The sequence below is a fragment of the Candidatus Blastococcus massiliensis AP3 genome, from assembly GCF_000582785.1.
Lineage (GTDB): Bacteria > Actinomycetota > Actinomycetes > Mycobacteriales > Geodermatophilaceae > Blastococcus > Blastococcus massiliensis.
On sequence record NZ_HG931175.1, the window covers coordinates 819,939 to 841,393 of the forward strand.

At 74.2% G+C, this 21,455-nt stretch carries 11 protein-coding genes; 6 read left to right on the forward strand and 5 right to left on the reverse strand.

Annotated elements, in window-relative coordinates:
• A complete protein-coding gene (locus tag BN344_RS18000) occupies nucleotides 1-4,077 on the forward strand; it encodes an SbcC/MukB-like Walker B domain-containing protein (RefSeq protein WP_051516087.1) in 4,077 nt (1,358 codons plus the stop codon).
• Nucleotides 4,074-5,306 carry a TIGR02679 family protein gene (locus BN344_RS18005; RefSeq protein ID WP_040339813.1) on the forward strand — a complete coding sequence of 411 codons (1,233 nt, stop codon included), beginning with the start codon at nucleotides 4,074-4,076 and terminating at the stop codon, nucleotides 5,304-5,306. The genes BN344_RS18000 and BN344_RS18005 overlap by 4 nt, the downstream gene beginning before the upstream one ends.
• A 3-nt stretch (nucleotides 5,307-5,309) precedes the next feature.
• Here BN344_RS18005 and BN344_RS18010 read toward each other — a convergent pair whose 3' ends face one another.
• Both BN344_RS18010 and BN344_RS19275 read right to left on the reverse strand, forming a co-directional pair.
• Nucleotides 5,310-8,594 (reverse strand): TM0106 family RecB-like putative nuclease, encoded by a 3,285-nt coding sequence (locus BN344_RS18010; RefSeq protein ID WP_040339814.1) that lies wholly within the window; start codon nucleotides 8,592-8,594, stop codon nucleotides 5,310-5,312.
• Between the two features lie 147 nt (nucleotides 8,595-8,741).
• Nucleotides 8,742-9,437: an excalibur calcium-binding domain-containing protein gene (locus BN344_RS19275; protein WP_051516088.1), complete on the reverse strand. Its 696-nt coding sequence runs from the start codon at nucleotides 9,435-9,437 to the stop codon at nucleotides 8,742-8,744.
• A gap of 230 nt (nucleotides 9,438-9,667) precedes the next feature.
• Between BN344_RS19275 and BN344_RS18020 the strand changes: the two genes are divergently transcribed.
• From BN344_RS18020 to BN344_RS18035, 4 genes are all read left to right on the forward strand, one after another.
• Nucleotides 9,668-14,188 (forward strand): cation-translocating P-type ATPase, encoded by a 4,521-nt coding sequence (locus BN344_RS18020; RefSeq protein WP_040339815.1) that lies wholly within the window; start codon nucleotides 9,668-9,670, stop codon nucleotides 14,186-14,188.
• A gap of 116 nt (nucleotides 14,189-14,304) precedes the next feature.
• Entirely contained in the window at nucleotides 14,305-16,023 is a 1,719-nt protein-coding gene (locus tag BN344_RS18025) for a putative bifunctional diguanylate cyclase/phosphodiesterase (RefSeq protein WP_051516089.1), read from the forward strand.
• 101 nt (nucleotides 16,024-16,124) lie between these two features.
• Nucleotides 16,125-16,748: an antibiotic biosynthesis monooxygenase gene (locus BN344_RS18030; RefSeq protein WP_040339816.1), complete on the forward strand. Its 624-nt coding sequence runs from the start codon at nucleotides 16,125-16,127 to the stop codon at nucleotides 16,746-16,748.
• Nucleotides 16,749-16,848: 100 nt separating this feature from the next.
• The gene (locus BN344_RS18035) at nucleotides 16,849-18,588 is read left to right on the forward strand and encodes a putative bifunctional diguanylate cyclase/phosphodiesterase (protein WP_051516090.1); all 1,740 of its coding nucleotides are present in this window, start codon (nucleotides 16,849-16,851) and stop codon (nucleotides 18,586-18,588) included.
• Nucleotides 18,589-18,674: 86 nt separating this feature from the next.
• Here the strand turns inward: BN344_RS18035 and BN344_RS18040 are convergent, their stop codons facing one another.
• From BN344_RS18040 to BN344_RS18050, 3 genes are all read right to left on the reverse strand, one after another.
• The gene (locus tag BN344_RS18040; RefSeq protein ID WP_040339817.1) at nucleotides 18,675-19,121 is read right to left on the reverse strand and encodes a hypothetical protein; all 447 of its coding nucleotides are present in this window, start codon (nucleotides 19,119-19,121) and stop codon (nucleotides 18,675-18,677) included.
• A 103-nt stretch (nucleotides 19,122-19,224) separates the two neighbouring features.
• Nucleotides 19,225-19,461 carry a hypothetical protein gene (locus BN344_RS18045; protein WP_040339818.1) on the reverse strand — a complete coding sequence of 79 codons (237 nt, stop codon included), beginning with the start codon at nucleotides 19,459-19,461 and terminating at the stop codon, nucleotides 19,225-19,227.
• Between the two features lie 485 nt (nucleotides 19,462-19,946).
• A complete protein-coding gene (locus BN344_RS18050) occupies nucleotides 19,947-21,347 on the reverse strand; it encodes a DUF4407 domain-containing protein (RefSeq protein WP_040340154.1) in 1,401 nt (466 codons plus the stop codon).
• Between the last annotated feature and the right edge of the window lie 108 nt (nucleotides 21,348-21,455).

The window sequence follows — 21,455 nt, forward strand, 5'->3', positions numbered from 1 at the left end:
GTGACCGGAGTCGCGCGTTGGCGGCTGCACCGCGCCGGCATCCAGAACGTCTGGCACTACTGGGACACCGAGTTCCTCCTCACCGGCGGGCGGATGGTGCTGCGCGGCACCAACGGCTCCGGCAAGTCCCGGGCGCTCGAGCTGCTGCTCCCCTTCCTCCTGGACACCGACCGGCGGCGCATGGACTCCAGCGGCTCGGCCTCGGTCAGCCTCGACCGGCTCATGCGGGTGGGCGGCCCCGAGTCGGGCAACCGGGTCGGCTACCTCTGGCTCGAGCTGGCTCACGGCGACGGCGCAGCCGAGCCCACCCGCTACCTCACCCTCGGCGCCCACCTGCGCTGGTCGTCGTCCACCGGGACCGTCCGGGTGCACTGGTTCACCACCGACCTCCGGGTCGGGCACGATCTGCCCCTGCTGGACGCGCACCGCAACGCCCTCTCCCGCGAGGACCTCGGCCGGCTCGTCGGGCCCGAGCAGGTCACCGACTCACCCGACACCCACCGAGAACGGGTGCGACAGCAGGTGTTCGGACTGGTCGACGCGCGCGCCGAGGAGCGGTTCGACGGGCTGACGCGGCTGCTGCACACGCTGCGGTCCCCCGACGTCGGCAATCGGATCGACGAGGGCCGGCTGCCGGCCCTGCTCTCCGATGCCCTCCCGCCGCTCTCCCAGACGACGCTGGACGCCGCCGGCGCGAAGCTCGACGAGATCTCCGAGACCCGGGCCCTCCAGGAGCGGCTCGAACGCAGCGTGGCCGAGCTGGAGCGGTTCCTAACCGCCTACCGCCGCTACGCCCAGGGTGAGCTTGCCGCCGCCACCGGGCGTGCCCGGTCCGCCGTCCGGGACCGCCACCGGGCCGAGCGGACCGAGGCCACGGCGGCCAGGACGCTCGCCGACGCCGAGACTGCGGCCGCCGACGCGGCCTCCACCTACACCGAGGCGCAGGAGCACCTCGTGGAGGTGCGGGCCACACTGCGCGGGTTGCAGGAGTCCGCCGCGCACCGGGACCTGCTCGAACGAGCCCAGACCGTCGCCGCCCAGTGGAAGACCGCAGCAGCGGCAGCCGACAGCGCCGACGCAGGTCGGCGGGCCGAGGCCGACGTCGCTGCCCGGGTGGTCCGCGAGGCGCGAGAAGCTACTGACGTCGCGGAGCGGACGTCGGGCGGGCTGCGCACGCTCGCCGAGCACGCGGCCGCCGCCGGCATCCCGAGCACGCTGCCCGCCGAGCTCGGCGTGCGGGTCGTCGGGCTGCCGGGCACCACCGAGCCGGTGCGGACGCGTCCGGACGGCGACCCGGAGCCACTGCACCGGCCCGTACGTGCTGCCGTCGACCTGGGTGAGCACGACCTCCCGGCGCTGCGCGCGTCCGCCGACGCCGTCCGGCAGGCCGCCGCCGACCGGCGGGCCGTCGTCGGCGCCCGGCTCGACGAGCACCAGCAGCTGTCGAAGCAGGAGGACGAGGTGATCCGCGCCGAGCAGCGGCGGGACGAGGCCGGCGAGCGGGTCCGTGCTAGCGCCGATCGGCGGGACGCCGCCGTCGCGGCGGTGACCGGCACCGTGACGGACCTGGCGCTCGCCTGGCGAACCTGGGTGAGCTCGCCGGAGACGACCCGCTGGCTGGGCGAGGTCACGTGGGCGGACACCGGAGCTGCTGGCTGGCTGGCCGAGCCCGTTCCCGAGAGCGCGTTCCAGGCGGATGCGCTCGACCGGCTGGACCGGACCGCCGCCGAGGCAGCCCTTCCTGCCACCGAGCAGCTGCTCAGCGAACGCGCCGAACTCCAGCAGCGGCGCACAGCCCTGCTGGAGCGCGACGTCCAGCTCACCGCGGCCCTCGCCGAGCTGCGCGACGAACGGGATCCCGAACCCGACCGGCCGGCCTGGGCGGCGTCCCCCGCGGGCATCCCGCTGTGGCGTGCGGTCGACTTCGCGCCCGGCGCGGGCTCCGCCGACCAGGCCGGCGTCGAGGCCGCGCTGATCGCCTCCGGGTTGCTCACCGCCGTCCTCGCTCCCGACGGCGTCACTGCCCCCGGAACCGGCGAGCTCCTGGTGAGCGCCGCAGGCCAGGCTGCCTCCCGTCCGCTGTCCGAGCTGCTGATCCCCGATCCCGCATCCGGCGTCCCCGTCGAGCAGGTCACCGCCGTCCTCGAGCGGATCGGCTGGGCCGACCGTTCCGGGGAGTGCTGGCTGGACCGCGACGGCTCGTTCCGGCTCGGCGCCCTCACCGGCCGGCACACCGTGCCGCACGCCCGGCACATCGGCGCCACCGCCCGGGCCCGGCACCGCGCCGAGCGGATCGAGGAGCTCGAGGCGGAGCGCCGTTCGGTGGGCGAGGCGGTGACCGCGCTCAGCGCTGAGATCGAGGCCGTGGCGACGGCGCTGACCGACCAGGCCGAGCACGTGCGCACCGCTCCGCGCAGCGGTGCCGTCCGGGAGGCCGCGGCCGCCCGGCGGAGCGCGGAGCGCGAGCTGCAGCGGGAGACCGACACGGCCGCAGGGCTCGCGCGGGCAGCGACCGAGCTCCGCCTCCGCTGGGACGCCGCGCAGCGCCGGCACGCCGAGGCCTGCGACCGTCTCGGACTGCCCCCGGACGAGCCCACCCTCAGCGCGGCGCGGGAACGGGCCCGGCAGGCAGTCACCGCTGCCGAGACGGTCAGCTCGTCGTTCGGCGACCTGGCCCGGGCGCTGAAGCGGGTCGATGACGCTGGAGTGGCGGCCGACCGTGCCCTGGAGGCGCGCCGCTCGGCCGAGGCGTCCGCCGACCTGCACCGCGGCGAGTGGCATGAAGCCGCCACCGCACTCGCGGCTGCCGAGCTCGCCGCCGGCCTGGACGCCGACACCGCGCACCAGGAGCTGAAGGCGGCCGAGCGCGCGGTGGGTGAGGCCACCGAGACCGCAAGGACTGCGGACGAGCGGCGCTTGGAGACCCACGCCCGGCGGAGCGCGGCCGCGACGGCCGCCCAGAACGCGGCTGCGGCTGCCGGCGACGCGCGGACCGCGGCCGCCACCGCCGAGGAGGTGCTCCGCCGGGTGGCCGAGCTGCCCGGGCTGGCCGAGGCCGCCGGGCTGGACGACCTGCCCGTGGCCGGACCACTGGTCGACGTCCTGCTGGCCGGCCTGTCCGACCCGCTCCCCGAGCCCGATCCCGACGGCTACCAGAAGGCACTGCTCGCGCTGGAGAAGAACCGGGACCCGGGCGACTACGACCTGATCGCCTCCGTGGTCGACGGCGTGAACCTCGTGCACGTCGTCGAGGCAACCGGCCGGCGCACGCTGAGCGGAGCGGTGGCCGAGCTGGTCCGGCGTCGCGACGGGGGGCGGGCGGCGCTGACGGAACGCGAGCAGCGCATCTTCACCACGTTCGTCCTCGGCTCCGTCGCCGACGAGCTGCGCCAGCAGCTGCTCTGGTCGACGCGGCAGGTCGAGCTGATGAACGAACGGCTCTCCGGCATCCGCACCAGCCACGGGATCGGGGTGGAGATCCGCTGGCCGCTCGCCGAGGACGCCAGCGGCGCGGCCGCCCGCATCGAGGAACTGGTCCGGACCCGCGCCTCGGCGCGGTCCGAGGAGGCCAATGCCGAACTCAGCGAGCTGCTGCGGGCACGCGTGGAAGACCAGCTGCGCGCCGACCCTGCCCAGGGCTATGCCACCGCGCTGCGCATGGCGCTGGACCACCGGTCGTGGCACACCGTCGAGGTGTACATCCTCGGGCCGACGCCGGGTGAGCGCCGGCGGATCAGCCGCCGTGCCCGGCTCTCCCAGGGCGAGACCCGGGTGGTCAGCTACCTGGCGCTGTTCGCCGCGGCGGATGCGTTCTTCACCGGGTTGCCCGACTCCGAGGCGCTGCGGCTGATCCTGCTCGACGACGCATTCGCCAAGGTCGATGAGCGCACGATCGGCGAACTCATGGCCCAGCTGGTGCGGCTCGACCTGGACTTCGTCATGACCGGGCACGCGCTGTGGGGGTTCGGCCCGGGCGTTCCGTCCCTGGATGTCTACGAGGTGCGCCGGGCCGAGGGCACCTCGGCGATCACGACGCGGGTGCACTGGGACGGCACCAGCCGGCACGTGTTCACGTGAGCGACCTCCCGCTGTGGGCCGAGCTCCGCGATCCCGCGCTGGATCCCGTGTGGTCCGCGGTCCGGCGCCGCCTCTCGGCCACCGCGCTGCAGCCCACAGGCCGGGTCGAGGTGCCGCTGGACGACGTCGCCGCGGACCTCGTGGGCGGCCTGCTCGGCCTCACGCTCCGGCCGGGACGACGCCGGATCTCGCTGGCCGACCTCGATCATGCGCTGCGCCGCTCGCCCGTCGCCTCGTCCCTCGTCGAGGCGATGACCGAACTCGGCGGCGCGCTGCGGAACCGGCCGGCGGAGCGCTCGGCCGACGCCGATCGCCGCCGGGAGGCCGAGGACGCCTGGCACGCGCTGATCGAGGGCGCCGGCCTTCCGGGCGGCCCCTGGATCGACCGCTGGACGGCCGGACTGCGCGCCGACGGGCTGCTCGGCCCGCAGTCCCTCGACGCCTTCCCCGCCGCCGTGGCGGCGCTCGCCCGGGTGCTCGGCGATCCGATTGCCCGCACCCTGGGGGAGCTGGCCGCGGGCGTCGCCGGTGACGCGCACGCGCTCGATCCCGGTCGCCGGGCCGGCACGATCGCGCTGCGCGGCCTGGCGGCGTTCCAGGACGAAGCACCACCGACCACGGCCGCCGAGCGGAACCGCATCTGGCAGCAGGCCGGCGTGCGCACCGATGACGTGTCGGGCACCGTCCTGGTGCTCGGCTGGCGGCCGCCGGGAACCAGCAGGTGGGCGGGGATGATGCGCGAGCGGGCCGAGCTCGGGCTGGTCACGCACCTCACACTGCGGGAGCTACGGGCGGCGGGCAGGCCGTGGTCGTCGCATGGAGCCACCGTGCACGCCTGCGAGAACCCTCAGGTCCTCCAGGCCGCCGCCGACCGTCGTGCCCACCTGCCGCTGATCTGCCTGCAGGGCAACCCCTCCGCCGCGGGGGCGCTGCTGCTCGACGGGTTGCTGGGCGACGGCGTCCAGGTGCGCTACCACGGTGACCTCGACTGGCCCGGGCTCGCGATCGCCGGTCGCGTGCTGGCCCGTGGGGCCGTGCCGTGGCGGCTCACCTCCGCGGACTACCTGGCGTCCCTGCCGGACGGTGGTGGGGTCCCGCTCACCGGTTCCCCGGTGGAGACGCCATGGGACCCGGGGTTGCGAACAGCGATGGTGGAGCACGGGCGTGCCGTGCACGAGGAAGCCGTGTTGAATCGGTTGCTTGCCGACCTGACCGCCGGTGGGGGCTGACGGTCAGATCTGCGTGGCCGACTCGACCAGCCGGCACAGCGCATTCACCCGCCGCAACTGCTCCGGAGTCTGCACCGGAGCGTCCAGCAGCTCCGGACTCAGCACCACGCAAGCCAGCGCCTGCGCCCGCGACACCGCCACGTTCAGCCGGTTCAGGTCGTACAGGAACGACACCCCACGCGGCGCCTGGTCCGCATTCGTGCTGGTCATCGAGTAGATGACCACCGGCGCCTCCTGGCCCTGGAACTTGTCCACGGTCCCCACCCGCGCACCGGCCGGCAGCGCCGCCTTGATCAGCGCCACCTGGGCGTTGTACGGCGCGACCACCAGCACGTCCGACGGCCCGATCGGCGACTCCTCCCCCAGGTGGTTGCGCCACACCGAGCCCTGAACCGACTGCCACAACTTCGCGATGACGTCGGCCTCCTGCTGGCTTTTGTCGTCGCACATCCGCTCGTGCCGGACCTGCACCACGCGCAGGCCGCTGCCGGAGAGACGCCCCTCGCCCAGCACCGCCACCCGCTCGCGATCGTCCGCCGCCTCCAGCCGGCCCTCGTACGCAAGCTGCGAGACGAATGCAGTCAGGTCCGGGTGCATCCGGTACGACCGGTCGAGGAAGACCCCGCGGTCCTCGGGGATCGTCGCGTGCCCGTCGAGCAGGTGCTCCAGCGCCGAAGCCCCCGAACCTCCCGGGTGCACCGCCTGAGAGGGCTGAGCCAGCTGCTGCGGGTCGCCCAGCAGCACCATCGACCGCGCGCCCCGCGCCACGGCCGCCGCGTTGGCCAGCGAGAACTGCCCCGCCTCGTCGACGACCAGCACGTCGACGGCCTCGGCCAGGTCCGGACGGGTCCAGAACCACGCCGTACCGCCGACCAGCCGCGCACCGCCGGCAGTGAGCTGGTCGGTCACGAACGCGTTGTCGTCGGACCAGGCCACGTCATCGGAACCGCAGTGCTGGTCTTCCTTGCACTTCTGCAGCGCCGGCCGCCGGACCGCCTTGAGCAAGTTGCCGATCACCGCGTGGGAGGTGGCTGTGACGCCGACCTTCTTGCCCGCGTCCAGCAGCTCCCGGATCAGCGCGGCGGCCGCCGTCGTCTTGCCGCTCCCCGGCGGGCCCTGGATCGCCAGCACCTCGCCGTCGAGCGCCAAGCCGAGTCGCACGATCGCGTCGGTCGTCGTCTCGCCCTCGCGCAGGCGCGTTCCCGCGGGAACGCGCCGCTCGACCAGCGCCTGTCCCAGGCAGTCGCGGCCGGCCAGCACGTCGTCACCGGTCGCGGCGATCGCCGCCCGCAGCCCACCGGTGTTCAGCGGCCCGGCCGGCCCCAGCCCGCGCAGCTGAGGCGGCTCGGTCGCGGTCGTCTTGAGGACGAGTCGACATGTCGCGATGTCGAGCTCGACCACCGTGCCCGTCCGCTTCGCGGTGTCCACATCGAGTGCGTCCTCGCCCGCGGACACCTTCGTGTCCTGCGCCGGGAACGAGTACTCGTACAGGTGGCTGCGCTTCTGCGGCCCGAGGTAGCCGACGTAGGTCAGCCCGCCCAGCGCCGTCCCGTCGCGCTCGAGCTCCTCGGCGTCGAGGTCCTGCAGGCGGTAGACCTCCCACCACGCCGGCCGGTCCTCGCGGCGGTGCCAGCCGACGAGGTCGCCCAGTAGCTCGTGGCCGGCCTCCCGAAGCCGCGCGGCCAGCTCCTCCTCGGCAGCCTGCGCCTCGGTCACCTTGGCGTCCGGCGCCACCACGGTCACCGTCGGCCGCGGCAAGGCACCGTGCAGCGCCGAGAGCTCCGCCCGCTGCGTCTCCAGCCAGTCGTGCAGCTCGCGGGTCGAGTCGACGTCGTCCTTGTTGTACGACTCGATCGCCGCCAGCCGGCCGGCGTCGCCGTCGGCCAGCCACGCCTCGTACTCCAGGACGCTGCCCAGCGCGCTGGCCACCGCTCCCCCGTGCTCGCGGCCGTAGAACGCCTCGACCTTCTTGATCGAGTACGACTCCTTGCTGATCCGCATCGACTGCCGGACGACGGGATAGAGGTCGACGAACCGCTCCTCGCGCAGCAGCTGGTCGAGCTCCGCCTCGCGGACGCCGTAGCTCCCGGTCAGCCGCTTCAGCGCGGTCACCTCGTAGGCGGCGTAGTGGTAGACGTGCATCGCCGGGTCGGCCGCGGACGCCGCGACCAGCCGGTCGATCAGGTCGGTGACCATCTGCTTCTCGGCGGGGCGGTCGTGCGCCCACAGGGCCTCGAAGTCGCCCGTCCGGTCGCCGATGCCGGCGAGGTACTCGAGGCCCGCGCCGTCGTCGAACCACGGGTCGCCCTCGAAGTCGAAGTAGAGATCGCCGGGGCTGGGCTCCGGCAACCGGAGCAGCCCCATCCCGGCGACCGGCTCGAGCAGCGTCCGCGAGGGTTCCCCGGACAGCCGCTCCCGCAACTGCTCGGCGGCCTGCTGCTGCAGCCGCACCCGCGCATCCCGGCCGATGCCCGACGACGCCAGCACCTCCGGCGAGGCGGCCGCCAGCGCCGCCATCGTCGAGATGCCCACTGCCCGCAGCGCGTCTCGCTGGTCGCCGCGCATGCCGGCCACCAGGCCGAGGTCGTCGGCGCCGCGCAGTTCGTCGTTGCAGCGGGTGGCCCAGCGGCACTGCTCGCAGTAGCCGATCGGCGAGGGTCCGGTCTGCGGCGGTGCGTCGACGAAGCCCTCCAGCCGGGCCCGTGCCCGCCGGGCATACGCAGCGACGTCGATCAGTCGCCACGGCCGCTGCTCACCGTCACCGGTCACCACAATCAGGCGCTCCGGCGCCACGCCCTGCAGCTCGGTCAGCCGCTCGGCGTAGGTGGCCATCTGCAGCAGCGCCGCGACCTTCAGCTTCCGCGCGAGCTTGGTGTCGGCGATCTCGTACGACCACGCGCCGAAGGCCGGCGACGGGCGGTCCACCCGCAGGAGGAAGTCGGCCTGGCCGCCCCAGGCGCCGTCGAAGAACGTCCCCTGATAGACGACGTCGACGCCGTTGCGCATCGCCTCCAAGGTCTCCGCCTCGGCCCTGCGGCGCCCGTCGGCGTCGTACGCCGTCGGGATCTCGGTGACCGACTTGCCGTCAGCGCGGAGCGACGCCAGGTACTTCTTCTCGTGCTCCATCCCGCGGTCGAAGACGAACTGCGTCTCCGGCGTGGTGGTGTCGGCCGGTGCCGCCCACTCCCCCGCGGCCACGCCGAGGTCGAGCCGCGTGAGGTGCCGGCACTCCTGATGGGAGGTCAGGTCAGTCGGGCTGAGTACCAGCCGCCCGTCGAGTCGCTGCATCGCACGCCCTTCTACCGCCTCGTCACCGGGCGCTGGTCATCTCAGTACGAGCAGCCGCCACTGTCCACAAGGCATAGCGGACACCAGTGACAGGAGGAGGGTCCTACGGCAGCACCGCTGCTGAACGGCCTACCAGCGGCGCTGGTCCTACTTCTCGCAGCCGATGCCGTCGCCGTCGCGATCAAGATGAGTTCCGTAGCCGGCGTCCCCTCGCCGGACGGGAGCTGCGCCGGCCGCCCGTGCCGCATCGCAATTCTTGAAGTAGGCACCCGTCGCGGCTGGAGGATCGGGCACCACCGGTGCGGGCGCGGGGGCGGGCGCCGGTGCGGGGGCCGGGGCCGGAGCGCTGGGCTTCGGGGCAGTGGCCGCCGGGGGCTGCGGCTTTGGAGCCACCGGGGGTGGCGTCGGCGCCGGTGACTCCGGGATCGGGGTCGTCGGAACGGTCGGCGTGGTTGTCTCCGGCACCGGCACAGCGTCTACGGTCGGCTGCTCGCTCGGCGTGGTCTCGGCGCCGGCCTCGGAGGCTGACTCCGCCAGCGCAGGAGTGCGGCCACCCGCCTGTACGCCGAGGACGACGAAGACGGCGATGACGAGCAGGACCAGCGCGCCCGACCCGGCCAGCACACCCCGCTGCGCCTGGGGCTCCAGGCGGTTGAAGGCCGCTCGCACCCGGGAGCCGAGCGTTGCCGGCTTGACGCGACGGAAGGTCAGCTCGGTCCGGAGAAGTCCCGGGTCCCGGCGATCGACTTCCCAGCCGTCCCGCTCCCACTTCGCGGTGACCTTGGCTTCGGTGCCGCGGATGACCGTCTGGGACGTGTACTCGTACTCCGTGTCGTCGACCACGGGCGAGACCGTAGGCACGTGGACCGGCGTACCGGGGGTGCCGAATAGTCGAATCGCGCAGTCAGCGTCCCCCACGCCACGGCCGAAGCACCAGGCGCCTGAACCCCATACATGGACGGTTGTGGCAGGGGGCGCCCACCCAGCGAGCGCCGCGACCGCGCGCACCTGACCCGAGCCGAATCCGGCCGGAAGACGTACGGTCGGCAGAACGGCCGTCACCTGGGGGCGCCATGGCCTTGCTCCGCCTGATCGCTCAGGCCGGCACTGCTGCGCAGGCCGCCGCCCGCGAGGCCACGCACCTCGCCGCCGGCGCGGCCGTGCTGACCGCCGTCCCGGTCGTGGTCGGCGCCGGTCTGCTGGGCGAGACGGCCGGGCTCACCAAAGACGTCACCAAGACATTGGCACGCGGCTCGGTCACCGTCGCCAAGAAGGCCACGGTCCGCACCACTCGCGCGGTCGGCACTCTCGTCACCGGCTCCGACCCGCTCCCCGGTGGCCACCTGCACGAGCTGGTCGACTCCGTCCGCGGCATGCTCGAACCCCCGCCGGCCCGCCACACCCGCCGCGTCTGGGGCGACCGCGACCGCCTGCAGGTCGAGCTCGAAGCCCCCGCCGCCGACGACACCCCCGAGTCCCGCGCAGCGCTGCGCCGACACCTCGAACGCCTCGAGGGCGTCGAGTGGGCCACCGTCAACGACGTCCTCGGCCGGGTCCTGGTCGCCGTCGACGCCCGCCGGGTCACCGTCGAGGACGTCGTCGGCGTGGTCACCGAGGTCGAGCAGGCCCGCGGCGGCACCGGCGTCTTCCCGCAGCGCCCCGACCACCCGGCCGACCTCGAACCGCTCCTGGCCGCCGTTCTCTCCGCCGCCATCGACACCGCGGCTGTCGGCGTCGCCACCGCCGCCAAGTACCTGCCGATCCCCGCCGTCCACCGGCACGCCACCCTCGTCATGGCGGTGCTGGACACCCAGCAGTGGCTGAAGAAGGCGCTTTCCGACCGCGTCGGCCCCGTCGGCACCGACCTCGTCTTCGAGGGCGCCGGCGCGCTGCTGCACTCCCTCACCCAGAGCCCCACCATCCCGGCGATCAACGCGACCGCCGCCGTCCAGCGGGCCCTGGAGATGCGCGCCCGCCGCCAGGTCTGGCGCCGCCGCGAGCGCGAGCTCTGCCGCCCCGAGCCCGACGACGACAGAGAACCCGAGCAGCCGCCCGGCCCACGCCCCGGCGAACTGCCGAAGGGCCCCGTCGAGACCTACCGCGACCGCCTCGCCCCCACCGAGCTCGCCGGCGCCCTCGGCATCCTCGCCCTCACCCGACGGCCGGGCCGCTCCGCCGACCTGCTCAAGGCGCTCACCCCCAAGGCCGCCGTCCTCGGCCGGGAGTCCTTCGCCGCCACCCTCGACCTGCTGCTCTCCCGCCGCGGCGTCCTCCCGCTCGACGGCTCCGCCTACCGCCGGCTCGACCGCGTCGACACCGTCGTCGTCGACGGGGCCGCGCTCTGCACCGGCCCGCCGGTGGTCGTCGAGGGCACCGCCGAGGCCGACGGCTGGGACGACGCCGCCGTCTGGTCCGCCGGCAGCCGGCTGCTCACCGAGAAACAGACGACGAGCAACCTCCGGCTCGGGCCACCGCGCACGACCGACGTCCCCGGCGGCGAGGTCCGCTCCCTGCTCGAGGGACGACGACGGGTCGGCACCGTCACCGTCGCCCCCGAGCTCGACCCGCACGCCGAGGCGCTCCTCAGCACGGCCATCGACGCCGGCCTGCACCTCGTCCTCACCCGGCACGTCGGCGCCCGCGAGATCGCCGGCCTCGCCGACGACGCCCCGCCCGCCGGCGAGCTCCTGCTCGACACCGTCCGGCAGCTCCAGGCAGACGGGCGCGGCGTCCTGCTCGTCTCGGCCACCGACGGGCCGGCTCTCAGCGCCTCCGACGTCGCCGTCGCCCCCGTCCTCGACGGCCGCGCACCCGCCTGGGGCGCCGACCTCATCACCCTCCCCGGCCTGGCCGACGCCTGCCGGATCCTCGCCACCGTCCCGGTCGCGAAGGCGGTCAGCCGGCGGGTCACCGGCACCGCGATCACCGGCAACGTCCTCGGCGGGCTGCTCGCCTCGGTCGGCAGCGCCCGCTACGGCCAGCGCCGCGCGACGACGCCGGGCAAGGGCGCGACCTGGACGACGATGGCCGCCGGCACCTGGGCCGCCGTCCGCGCCGCCGGCCGTCCCGTGCCCGCCCCGACCGTGCACACGCCCTGGCACGCGCTCGAACCCGACGAGGTCGTGCGCCGGCTGGCCGACGTCCCCGTCGAGCCCGAGCACCGGCCTGGCCGCATCCCCGCCGTGGCCCGCACGGTCACCGCGACGCCGGCCGTCCGAACCCCGGCCCGCTTCGCCCGCACCGTCGCCGCCGAGCTCTCCGATCCGCTCACGCCGATCCTGGTCACCGGAGCGGCCGCCACCGCGGTGCTCGGCGACGTCACCGACGCGATCCTGGTCGGCAGCGTCACCGCCATCAACGCCGTCGTCAGCGGGCTGCAGCGGCTGCGCGCCGAGACCGTCCTCGAGCAGCTCCTCATCGAGCAGGACCACTGCGCCCGCCGGGAGACCGACCGCGGCACCGAGGAGGTCCCGGCCGGCGCCCTGCGCCTCGGCGACGTGCTGCTGGTCGACTCCGGCGACATCCTGACCGCCGACGCCCGCCTGCTCGACGCGGAGGACCTGGAGGTCGACGAGTCCGGCCTCACCGGCGAGTCCCTGTCGGTCGCCAAGTCGGTGGCCGCGACTCCCGGCGCCGACGTCGCCGACCGCACCTGCATGCTCTTCGAGGGCACCACGGTCGTGGCCGGCCGCGGCCGCGCCGTCGTCGTCGCCGTCGGGCACGCCACCCAGGCAGGACGGGCCGGCCGAGCCGCCGGACGCGCCGCACCTCCCGCCGGCGTCCAGGCCCGGCTCAGCGAGCTCACCCGCTCGGTCCTGCCGCTCACCCTCGCCGGCGGCGCCGCCGTCACCGCGCTGAGCGTGCTGTGGGGCCGCCCGCTGCGGGAGTCGGTGTCCGCGGGGCTGGCGATCGCCGTCGCCGCCGTCCCCGAGGGGCTGCCGCTGGTCGCGACGGTCGCCCAGCAGGCCGCCGCCCGGCGGCTCTCCCGGCGCGGCGCGGTGGTGCGCAGCGCCCGGGTGCTGGAGGCGCTGGGCCGGGTCGACACCGTCTGCTTCGACAAGACCGGCACCCTGACGGAGAACCGGCTGCGCGTCGTCCGCCTGGTCCCGCTGACCGACGACCTGGACGACGACGAACTGCTCGCACTCGCCGCCGCCGGGCTCCGGAACGGCGACGACCGCTCGCACGAGACCGACCGCGCCGTCCTCGAGGCCGCCACCGAGAAGGACGTGCAGCCCGACGCCGACCCCGACGCCGCCCTGCCGTTCGCCGCCAGCCGCGGCTTCTCCGCCGCGGTCCGCGACGGCCGGCTGCTGGTCAAGGGCGCGCCCGAGACGGTACTCAAGCGGTGCACCGACGCCCCCGACGTCCGCGGCCGGGTGCAGGAGCTGGCGAAGGACGGGCTGCGGGTGCTCGCCGTCGCCGACCGCGCGGTCGACGGAACACCGGACGACCTCGACGAGGCCGCCCGGGACCTCACCCTGCGCGGGCTCGTCGGGCTGGCCGACACCCTGCGGGAGTCCTCGGTCCGCGCCGTCGAGCAGCTGCGCGCAGCCGGCGTCCGCGTCGTCGTCGCCACCGGCGACCACCCCGAGACCGCCGCCGCGATCGCCGCCGAGGCCGGCGTTCCCGACGCCGACCGGGTGGTCACCGGCGCGCAGCTGGCCCGCGCCTCCGACTCCGAGCGGGCCCGGATGGTCGCCGAGACCGCCGTGTTCGCCCGCCTCTCCCCCGAGCAGAAGGTCACCCTGGTGGCCGCACTCCGCAAGGCCGGCGCCACCCTGGCGATGACCGGCGACGGCGTGAACGACGCGGCGGCGATCCGGCTGGCCGACGTCGGCGTCGGCGTCGAGGGCGCCGAGTCGCCGGCCGCCCGCACCGCCGCCGACCTGGTGCTCACCGACCTCGACCTCACCCGGCTGGTCGACGCGATCGCCGAGGGCCGGGCCATGTGGTCCCGCGTCCGCGACGCGGTCTCCATCCTCGTCGGCGGCAACGCCGGGGAGGTCGCGTTCACCGTCCTCGGCACCGCCGTCGGCGGGCGGGCGCCGCTGGGCACCCGCCAGCTCCTGCTGGTCAACCTGCTCACCGACATGTTCCCGGCGCTGGCCGTGGCGGTGGCCGCCCCGCGGTCCACCAACGGCAACGGTCACGACGACGGTCCGCTGGCCGGCCACCCGCTCGCACCCGTGCTGCTCGCCGGCCCGCACCGCGGCTTCACCGACGCCGTGCGCCGCATGGTGCTGGTCCGGGGAGCGGCGACGACGGCCGGTGCCACGGGGGCGTGGGCGGTCGGCAAGCTGACCCCGATCTACCCCGGCCGGGCCAGCACGATGGGCCTGGCCGCGCTGATCGCCACCCAGCTCGCGCAGACGGCGTGGATGGGCCGGCGCAGCCCGCTGGTGCTGGGCACCGTGGCCGGCTCGCTGGTCTTCCTCGTCGCGATCGTGCAGACCCCCGGGGTGAGCCGGTTCTTCGGCTGCACACCGCTGGACCCGGTGTCGTGGTCGGTGGTGCTGGGCTCGGCCGCCGTCGGCGCCGCAGGCGCCGAACTGGTGCCTCGGATGGCCGGCCGCGGGCGCGCCCGGACCTGACGGTCCCGAGGTCCCTCCCCCGGAAGGGGGAGGCCGGGATCAACGGGACGCGGCAAACGGACGATGCAGTTCCCATGCGATGGTCGGGCGTGCCCGAGGTGGCGACACCTCGTCTGATGTCGCGCGCCCTGGCGACCCTCTACGCCTTCGGCGGCACGGCCAGCATCCTCGCCGTCGTCGGCGCCGACGCGTCCTGGTCCGAGCGGCTGCCGCTGCTCGGCCTGGCGACGTCCGCGCTGCTCGGGGCGGGGGTCGCCTACCTGTGGGGACCGGGCTGGCCGCGGGCCGCCTTCCACCTGGCGGTCCTGCACGGGACGTGCGTCGTCGTCGCCGGCGTCGTGTCCAGCCCGGACGCCGCAACGGCGGTGGCCGTCGGCGCGCTGACCAGCTTCATCGCGATCACCGCCTGCTTCTTCTTCAGCCTGCCGCTCGCGCTGCTCCACATCGCCGTGGCCCTGACCGCCCTCACCCTCGGGTCGGTCGCGCAGGGCGACGTCGCCCTGACGACGGCGCTCTCGCTCGACACGATGATCATCGCGCTGAGCCTGGTCACCCGCGGGCTCGTGCTGCGCGCCTCCAGCGCCCACCGCGACCCGCTCACCGGGCTGGCCAACCGGCGCGGGTTCGACCAGGCACTCCACGAGCAGTTGCACCTGGCCTCTCGCACCGGGGAGCCGCTCTCGGCCGCGCTGCTCGACCTCGACCACTTCAAGGCGATCAACGACTCGCAGGGGCACGAGGCCGGCGACCGCGTGCTGCGCCAGGTCGCGAAGGTCTGGGGCAGGATGCTGCCGTCGCCGGCGATCCTCTCGCGGCACGGCGGCGACGAGTTCGCGGTGCTGCTGCCCGGCGTGACCGGCGCGGAGGGTCTCCAGCTCGTGTCCCGGATCTCCCAGCTGCACCCGGAGATCCGCATGTCCTGCGGCGTCGCCGAGCACCGGTCCGGTGACAGCGCCGCGCAGCTCATGCGCCGCGCGGACCTGGCCCTCTACACCGCCAAGGCCACCGGCCGGGGCCGCTCCGAGCTCGACGGCGGACCCACCTCCGACCTGGCCGCCGACCTCGCGCTCGCCCTCGACGCCGGCGAGGTGACGGTGCACTTCCAGCCGATCCTCGGCATGCACGAGGACGAGATGCTCGGCGTCGAGGTCCTGGCCCGCTGGACCCACCCGGCCCGCGGTCCGGTCTCGCCGGTCGAGTTCATCGCCGTCGCCGAGCAGCACGACCTGATGCCCCGCCTCGGCGAGCACGTCTTCCGGTCCGCCTGCACCCAGCTGGCCGAGCTCTACGCCACCACGGGACGGCGGCTGCGGCTCGGCGTCAACGTCTCCGGCCGCGAACTTCGCGACCCCACCTACCCCCGCCGGATCCGGGCGGTCCTCGCCGAGACCGGGTGGCTCGCGTCCGAGACCGTGCTCGAGGTGACCGAGAGCCTGGTCGACGCGGAGTCCTCGGCCGCGGTCGACGCCCTGCACGAGCTGCAGGCGATGGGGTTCAAGATCGCCATCGACGACTTCGGCACCGGCTACTCGTCGCTGAGCCGCCTGGACACCCTGCCCGTCGACATCCTCAAGCTCGACTCGTCGTTCATCGCCACGATCACGACCTCGCCCCGCCGCGCCACGATGCTGCGCAGCATCATCGGGATGGCGCACGTCCTCGGCCTCGACGTCGTCGCCGAGGGCGTCGAGACGCAAGCGCAGGACGCCCGCCTCCGCGAGCTCGGCTGCAGCTTCGGTCAGGGCTGGCTCTACGGCCGCCCGGCCCCGCTCGCCGACGTCGTCGAGCTGGTGGAGCGCTGGGACGCCCGGCGCACCCCGGCGCTGCACAGCTGACGTCCCGCGCCGGAGCCCGTTGACACCTCGCGGGAGCGGAGCAGCATGGCCGGTGCGGCGACGCCGCAGGGGCGCCGCGCCTGTCCCGGAAGGGGGGCGTCATGTACGCCCGTTCCACCACGCTCACCGCCGACCCGACCCGCATGGACGACGGCATCGCCGACGTCCGCGACAACGTCATGCCCGCCGTCCTCGACATGGAGGGCTGCACGGGCCTGTCGATGCTCTGCGACCCGCCGTCGGGCCGGTGCATCGTCACGACCGCCTGGGACTCCGAGGAGGCGATGGCCGCGACCCGCGACAGGGTCGGTCACCTGCGCGACCGCGCGGCGGAACGCTTCGGCGCCACCGCTCCCCAGGTGCAGGAGTGGGAGATCGCCGCGATGCACCGCCTGCACCCGGCTGGCGACGACGCCTGCGCCCGCGTCACGTGGTCCCGCTGCGAGCCCGGGCGGGTGGCGGACGTGCTCGACGCCTTCCGCACGGCGATGGTGCCGCGGATGGACGACGTCCCCGGGTTCTGCAGCCTCAGCCTGATGGTCGACCGGCAGACCGGCATGTCCTCGCTGACGTCGGTCTACACCGACCGCGCCGCGATGAACGGCTCCAGCGAGCTGGTCCGCAGGATGCGCGAGGACTTCATCACCCAGATGGGCATGGAGCTGGTCGACATGGCCGAGTACGACGTCGTCCTCCACCACCTGCGGGTCCCCGAACTGGTCTGACGGCAGCGTCGTCCCACCGGGTCGCGTTCCCCCGCAAGGGGGAACGCGACTCCAGCCGACCCCCGATCCGGTCGATGACAGTCCCATGAGGTGGACGGGGGTGCCGGAGGTCGCGTCGCCGCGCGCGATGACGCAGACCTCGATGGTCCTGTACTCCCTCGCCTGCACCACCGGTCTGCTGGCGATGCTCGGCTCCGGCGCGCAGGGCTCGACCCGGCTGGCCATGGTCGCGCTCTCCCTGTGCGCGCTCGCCGCCGGCCTCGCGTCGCTCCGCTGGGGAACCAGCTTCCCCCGTCCCGCCCTCCACGCCTCGGTGGTCGCCGCCACGGCGGTCGCCGTCACCGCTGTGCTGGTGAGCCCCGATCCCACGACGGCCGTGGTGGTCGGCACCCTGATCAGCTCGGTCCTGATCCACTCCTGCTACTTCTTCGCCCTCCCGGGCGTCGTCGCGCACATCGCCATGGCGCTGACGGCGGTGACGGCCGGCCTGATGGCGCGCGGCGACGTCGCCATGCTCACGGCCCTGGCCCTCGCGGCCTCGCTCGTCGGGCTGGCCGTGGTGACCCGCAGCCTGGTGATGCGGGCCTCCGACGCCAACCGCGACCCGCTCACCGAACTCGCCAACCGGCGCGGTTTCGACCAGGCGGTGCAGGCAGCGATGCGGGCGGGCGGACGCGCGGACGCACCTGTCTCGACCGCTCTGCTCGACCTCGACCACTTCAAGTCCGTCAACGACTCCCAGGGGCACGACGCCGGGGACCGGCTGCTGCGGCAGGTCGCCGACACGTGGCGGGACGCGTTGCCACCGTCGACGGTGCTGGCCCGGCACGGCGGGGACGAGTTCGCCCTGCTGCTCCCCGGGCACTCCGGGCCGGCCGCGCTCGACGTCGTCCTCGGTCTCTGCGCCCTGCTGCCCGGGGTGGGGGTCTCCGGCGGGGTGGCCGAGCACCAGGGCGGCGAGAGCGCCGCGCAGCTCATGCGCCGCGCCGACCTGGCGCTCTACACCGCCAAGGCCGGCGGCCGGGGACGCTGCGAGCTCGACGGCGGCTCGGCCGCGGGCCTCGCCGCCGACCTCGCCGTGGCGCTGGACACCGGAGCGGTGGCGGTGCACGTCCAGTCGATCATCGATCTGCGCACCGGCGAGGCGACCGGCGTCGAGGCGCTGGCCCGCTGGACCCATCCCGAGCGGGGCCCGGTGTCACCGGCGGAGTTCGTCGCCGTGGCCGAGCAGCACGACCTGATGATCCGCCTCGGCGAGCACGTGTTCCGGACCGCCTGCACCCAGCTGGCCGAGCTCTACGCCACCACGGGACGGCGGCTGCGGCTGGGCGTCAACGTCTCCGGCCGCGAGCTGTGCGACCCCACCTACTCCGAGCGGGTCCGCGCGGTGCTCGCCGAGACCGGGTGGCCGGCCACCGAGACCGTGCTCGAGGTGACCGAGAGCGTCGTGGAGGCCGAATCCTCGGCCGCGGTCGCGGCGCTGCACGAGCTGCGCGACCTGGGCTTCGTGGTCGCCATCGACGACTTCGGCACCGGCTACTCGTCGCTGAGCCGGCTGGACACCCTGCCGGTCGACATCCTGAAGCTCGACTCGTCCTTCGTCGCCACCATCACCAGCTCCCCCCGCCGGGCCACGGTGCTCCGCAGCATCGTCGGGATGGCCCGGGTGCTCGGCCTGGACGTCGTCGCCGAGGGGGTCGAGACGGCCGAGCAGGACGCCCAGCTCCGCGGAGTCGGCTGCAGCTTCGGACAGGGCTGGCTCTTCGGCCGGCCCGCACCGCTGCCGGACGTCGTCGAACTGCTGGACCGGCCGGCCCCCGCCCCCGCGCTGCGCGCCTGACCGGGCGGGCAGAGCGTTGAACCCGGACGACCCATTCCTATCGCTGGGACGGGCCGTCCGGGTTCAACGCTGTGGAAGAAACGGGCTCAGTCGCCGACGTAGGACGTGATGCCGAAGTGCTGGTCGCCGTCCTCGTCCTCCAGGACCAGGACGGTCAGCGCCTGACCGCTGACGACGGCGCTGCACGTGTCGCCGTCGCACTCGACGACCTCCACCTCGCCGCCCTGCTCCTCGACGAAGTCCACGACCGCGGCCTCGGTGTCGCGGTTCTGCTCGTCCACCGACTCCCGCCAGAAGAACACCGCGACCAGCGCCGCGACGACGGCGATCACGGCCACCGAGACGGCAATGACCGCTGCGGAGTTGCGGTCGAACCAGCCGGGCTCGCGCTCCTGGGGCTCGCCCGCGACCTCGGGCCAGGCCGCCTGCGGGGCGGCCGGCGTCGGCTGCGCCGCCGTCGGAGTGCTCGGGGTGCTCGGGGTGCCCGGAGCGCTCGGGGCGGTGCCGGCCGGCTGGTTGTCCTCGGTGCTCATCTTCGGGGGTGCCTCACGTCGTGGGTGCTGAACGCGCAACCCTGCCACGCGACGCCGCACCGTCGCCGCTCCCCCACCGGGCTCACAGCAGACGCACAGCGGCTCAGTGCGCCGGCGGCACCCAGCCCGACGCGAGCTTCGCGTGTACCGCCTTCAGCGCATCGAGCGGCGACAGACCCTGGGTGGCCTGCAGCCGGCGCACCTCGCTGAGCACGTCGTCCCACCGGTCGTCCGGAGCAGCCGCCCGCAGCCGGGCCCGCTGCTCGGCCAGTTCGGCGGTGATGCCGGTGGTCTGACGAGGGATGGACGGGGACCTGTGCGCGACCGGCTCGACCTCCATGATCGCGGAACCTAGAGGTCAGCGGCCTGCGCCGGTAGACCTTCGGGCGCGATCCCGCGATTTGGCGTCAGCCTGACGCCGCGGTGCATACCGGCGGGCACGTTCGCTGGTTCAGCAGTACCGCGCGTTCACGCATCCGTACTCGTTCCCACCTGTGGAACCGTCAAAAAAGTTCCCACTGAACAGAAGGAGCAGAGCGATGAGCCCAAGAATGCCCAGCGCCGAGAGAGCGACGCCTGCCCACAGGAACTGACCGAACTCACTCCTCGGCTCCCAACCCTCAATAAACGCAACGTAGTTAATTCCGCCACTAATGGCGAGGACCAGCCATACCCAGATGTTCACTCGCGTCTGCCCTCTTCCGGCCCACTGCAGCGAGAGCTCCCCGCCAGGTCGCTAAACCTGATATCAGCAAACGTCAGGTCAGGAGTGACAACCGTGACCGATTCACTCCCGTGCGTGACAGTCGCCGCTACGCGACAAGATCAGACGCGTTCGGCCACCCGCTCATCGGGCCGCCGGCGGATGGTCCGCACCGTCCGCGAGGCCGCGTTGCGCGCGAGGTCGAAGATCGGGCCGGTGTCCCACGGCTTGCGCCCCGGGCCCTCGGCCGCGTCGGCCGGCTCGGCCGGCAGGGAGGCCTCCGCCCGCTGCGCCACCGCGGCGGCCAGCCGTGCCCGGCGGCGCGCCAGCACCTGCTCCTTCTGCCGATCGACGCGCTCCTTCTCGGCCATGACCAGCAGCTCCTGCTGCGCCTGCTCCACCTCCACCCGCGCCGACTGCTGCAGCTGCTCGATCTCGAGGTCGCCGTCGTCGCGCAGGTCGGTGAGCCGGTCGTAGGTGCTGCGCGGACCGAAGTTCAGCAGCATCTTCATCAGCACCGGCAGCAGCTCGATGCTGATGAACAGCAGCGCCAGCAGGTAGTGCGCCGCGGCCATCGTGGCGTCGCCGTGGCTGAGCGCCGACAGAGCCTTGAGCCGGATGAGGATGCCGGTGTTGTCGGAGTTGGTCGCGTCGAAGGCCGCCTGCAGCGTCGTCTGCTGCTCGGTCAGCCGCGTCAGCTCCGCCCGGTCGGTCTCCAGGTCGGCGCTCGCCTGCTGCACGCTGCGCGATGCCCCGGTCGCGACGGCGGCGACGGCGGCGTCCAGGTCCGCCTTCATCGAGGCGACGACGTCGACCTGCGCGTCGGCCGCGCGGCGCGCCTGCGCATACGCCTCGCCGGTACCCGCGTCCCCGGTGCCACAGGTGCCGTCCAGCTCGCACTGCGCCTTGGCCGACAGCTCCCGCTGCGTGGTCAGCGCCGCGTCGTACGCAACCTGCGCGACGGTCACCTGCAGCTGCAGCGGCGTCAGCTCGGCGGCCGAGATGCCGCCACTGGCGACGACGGCCTGCCCCTCGGCGACCTTCTCGCGCAGCTCGGGCAGCCCGGCGAAGCGCGCGTCGGCGTCCAGCGACTTCTTGTAGGCGTCCGAGGCCTCGGCCTGCAGCGCCACGATCTCGGTGTCGATCTCCTTGTGGAAGATCTGCAGCGTCAGCGGCGTCGAGATGACGATCCCGAGCACCAGCGCCAGCCCGACGCGGGGCACGGCCATGAGCAGGTTCCGCTTGACCGAGCCGTCGTGCGCCATCCCGACCAGCAGCATCCGGTCCAGGTTGACGATGACCACGCCCCAGCCGAGGCCGATCAGCACGGCCAGCGGCCACCACACGCCCAGCGCCATGTGGACGGCGAACGCCGCGGACAGGACCGCCAGACCGCCGGTGGAGAGCAGCACACCGCCCAGCGCGACGAACTTCGCGCGGGCGCCCGGCGCCACCTCCAGCACGTCCGGCCGGGCACCGGCCAGCACTGCCAGCCCGTTCCCCATCCGTCTGCGTCGTGCCATCCAGCCCATCCCCCTCGGACGGCGGGATCGAGGAGCTCCGCCACCTTCTGTCCGCTATCGGCGGTCTCGACCGCCGAGCGGACCGTCGAGGGGCCGGTGGGACGTGAG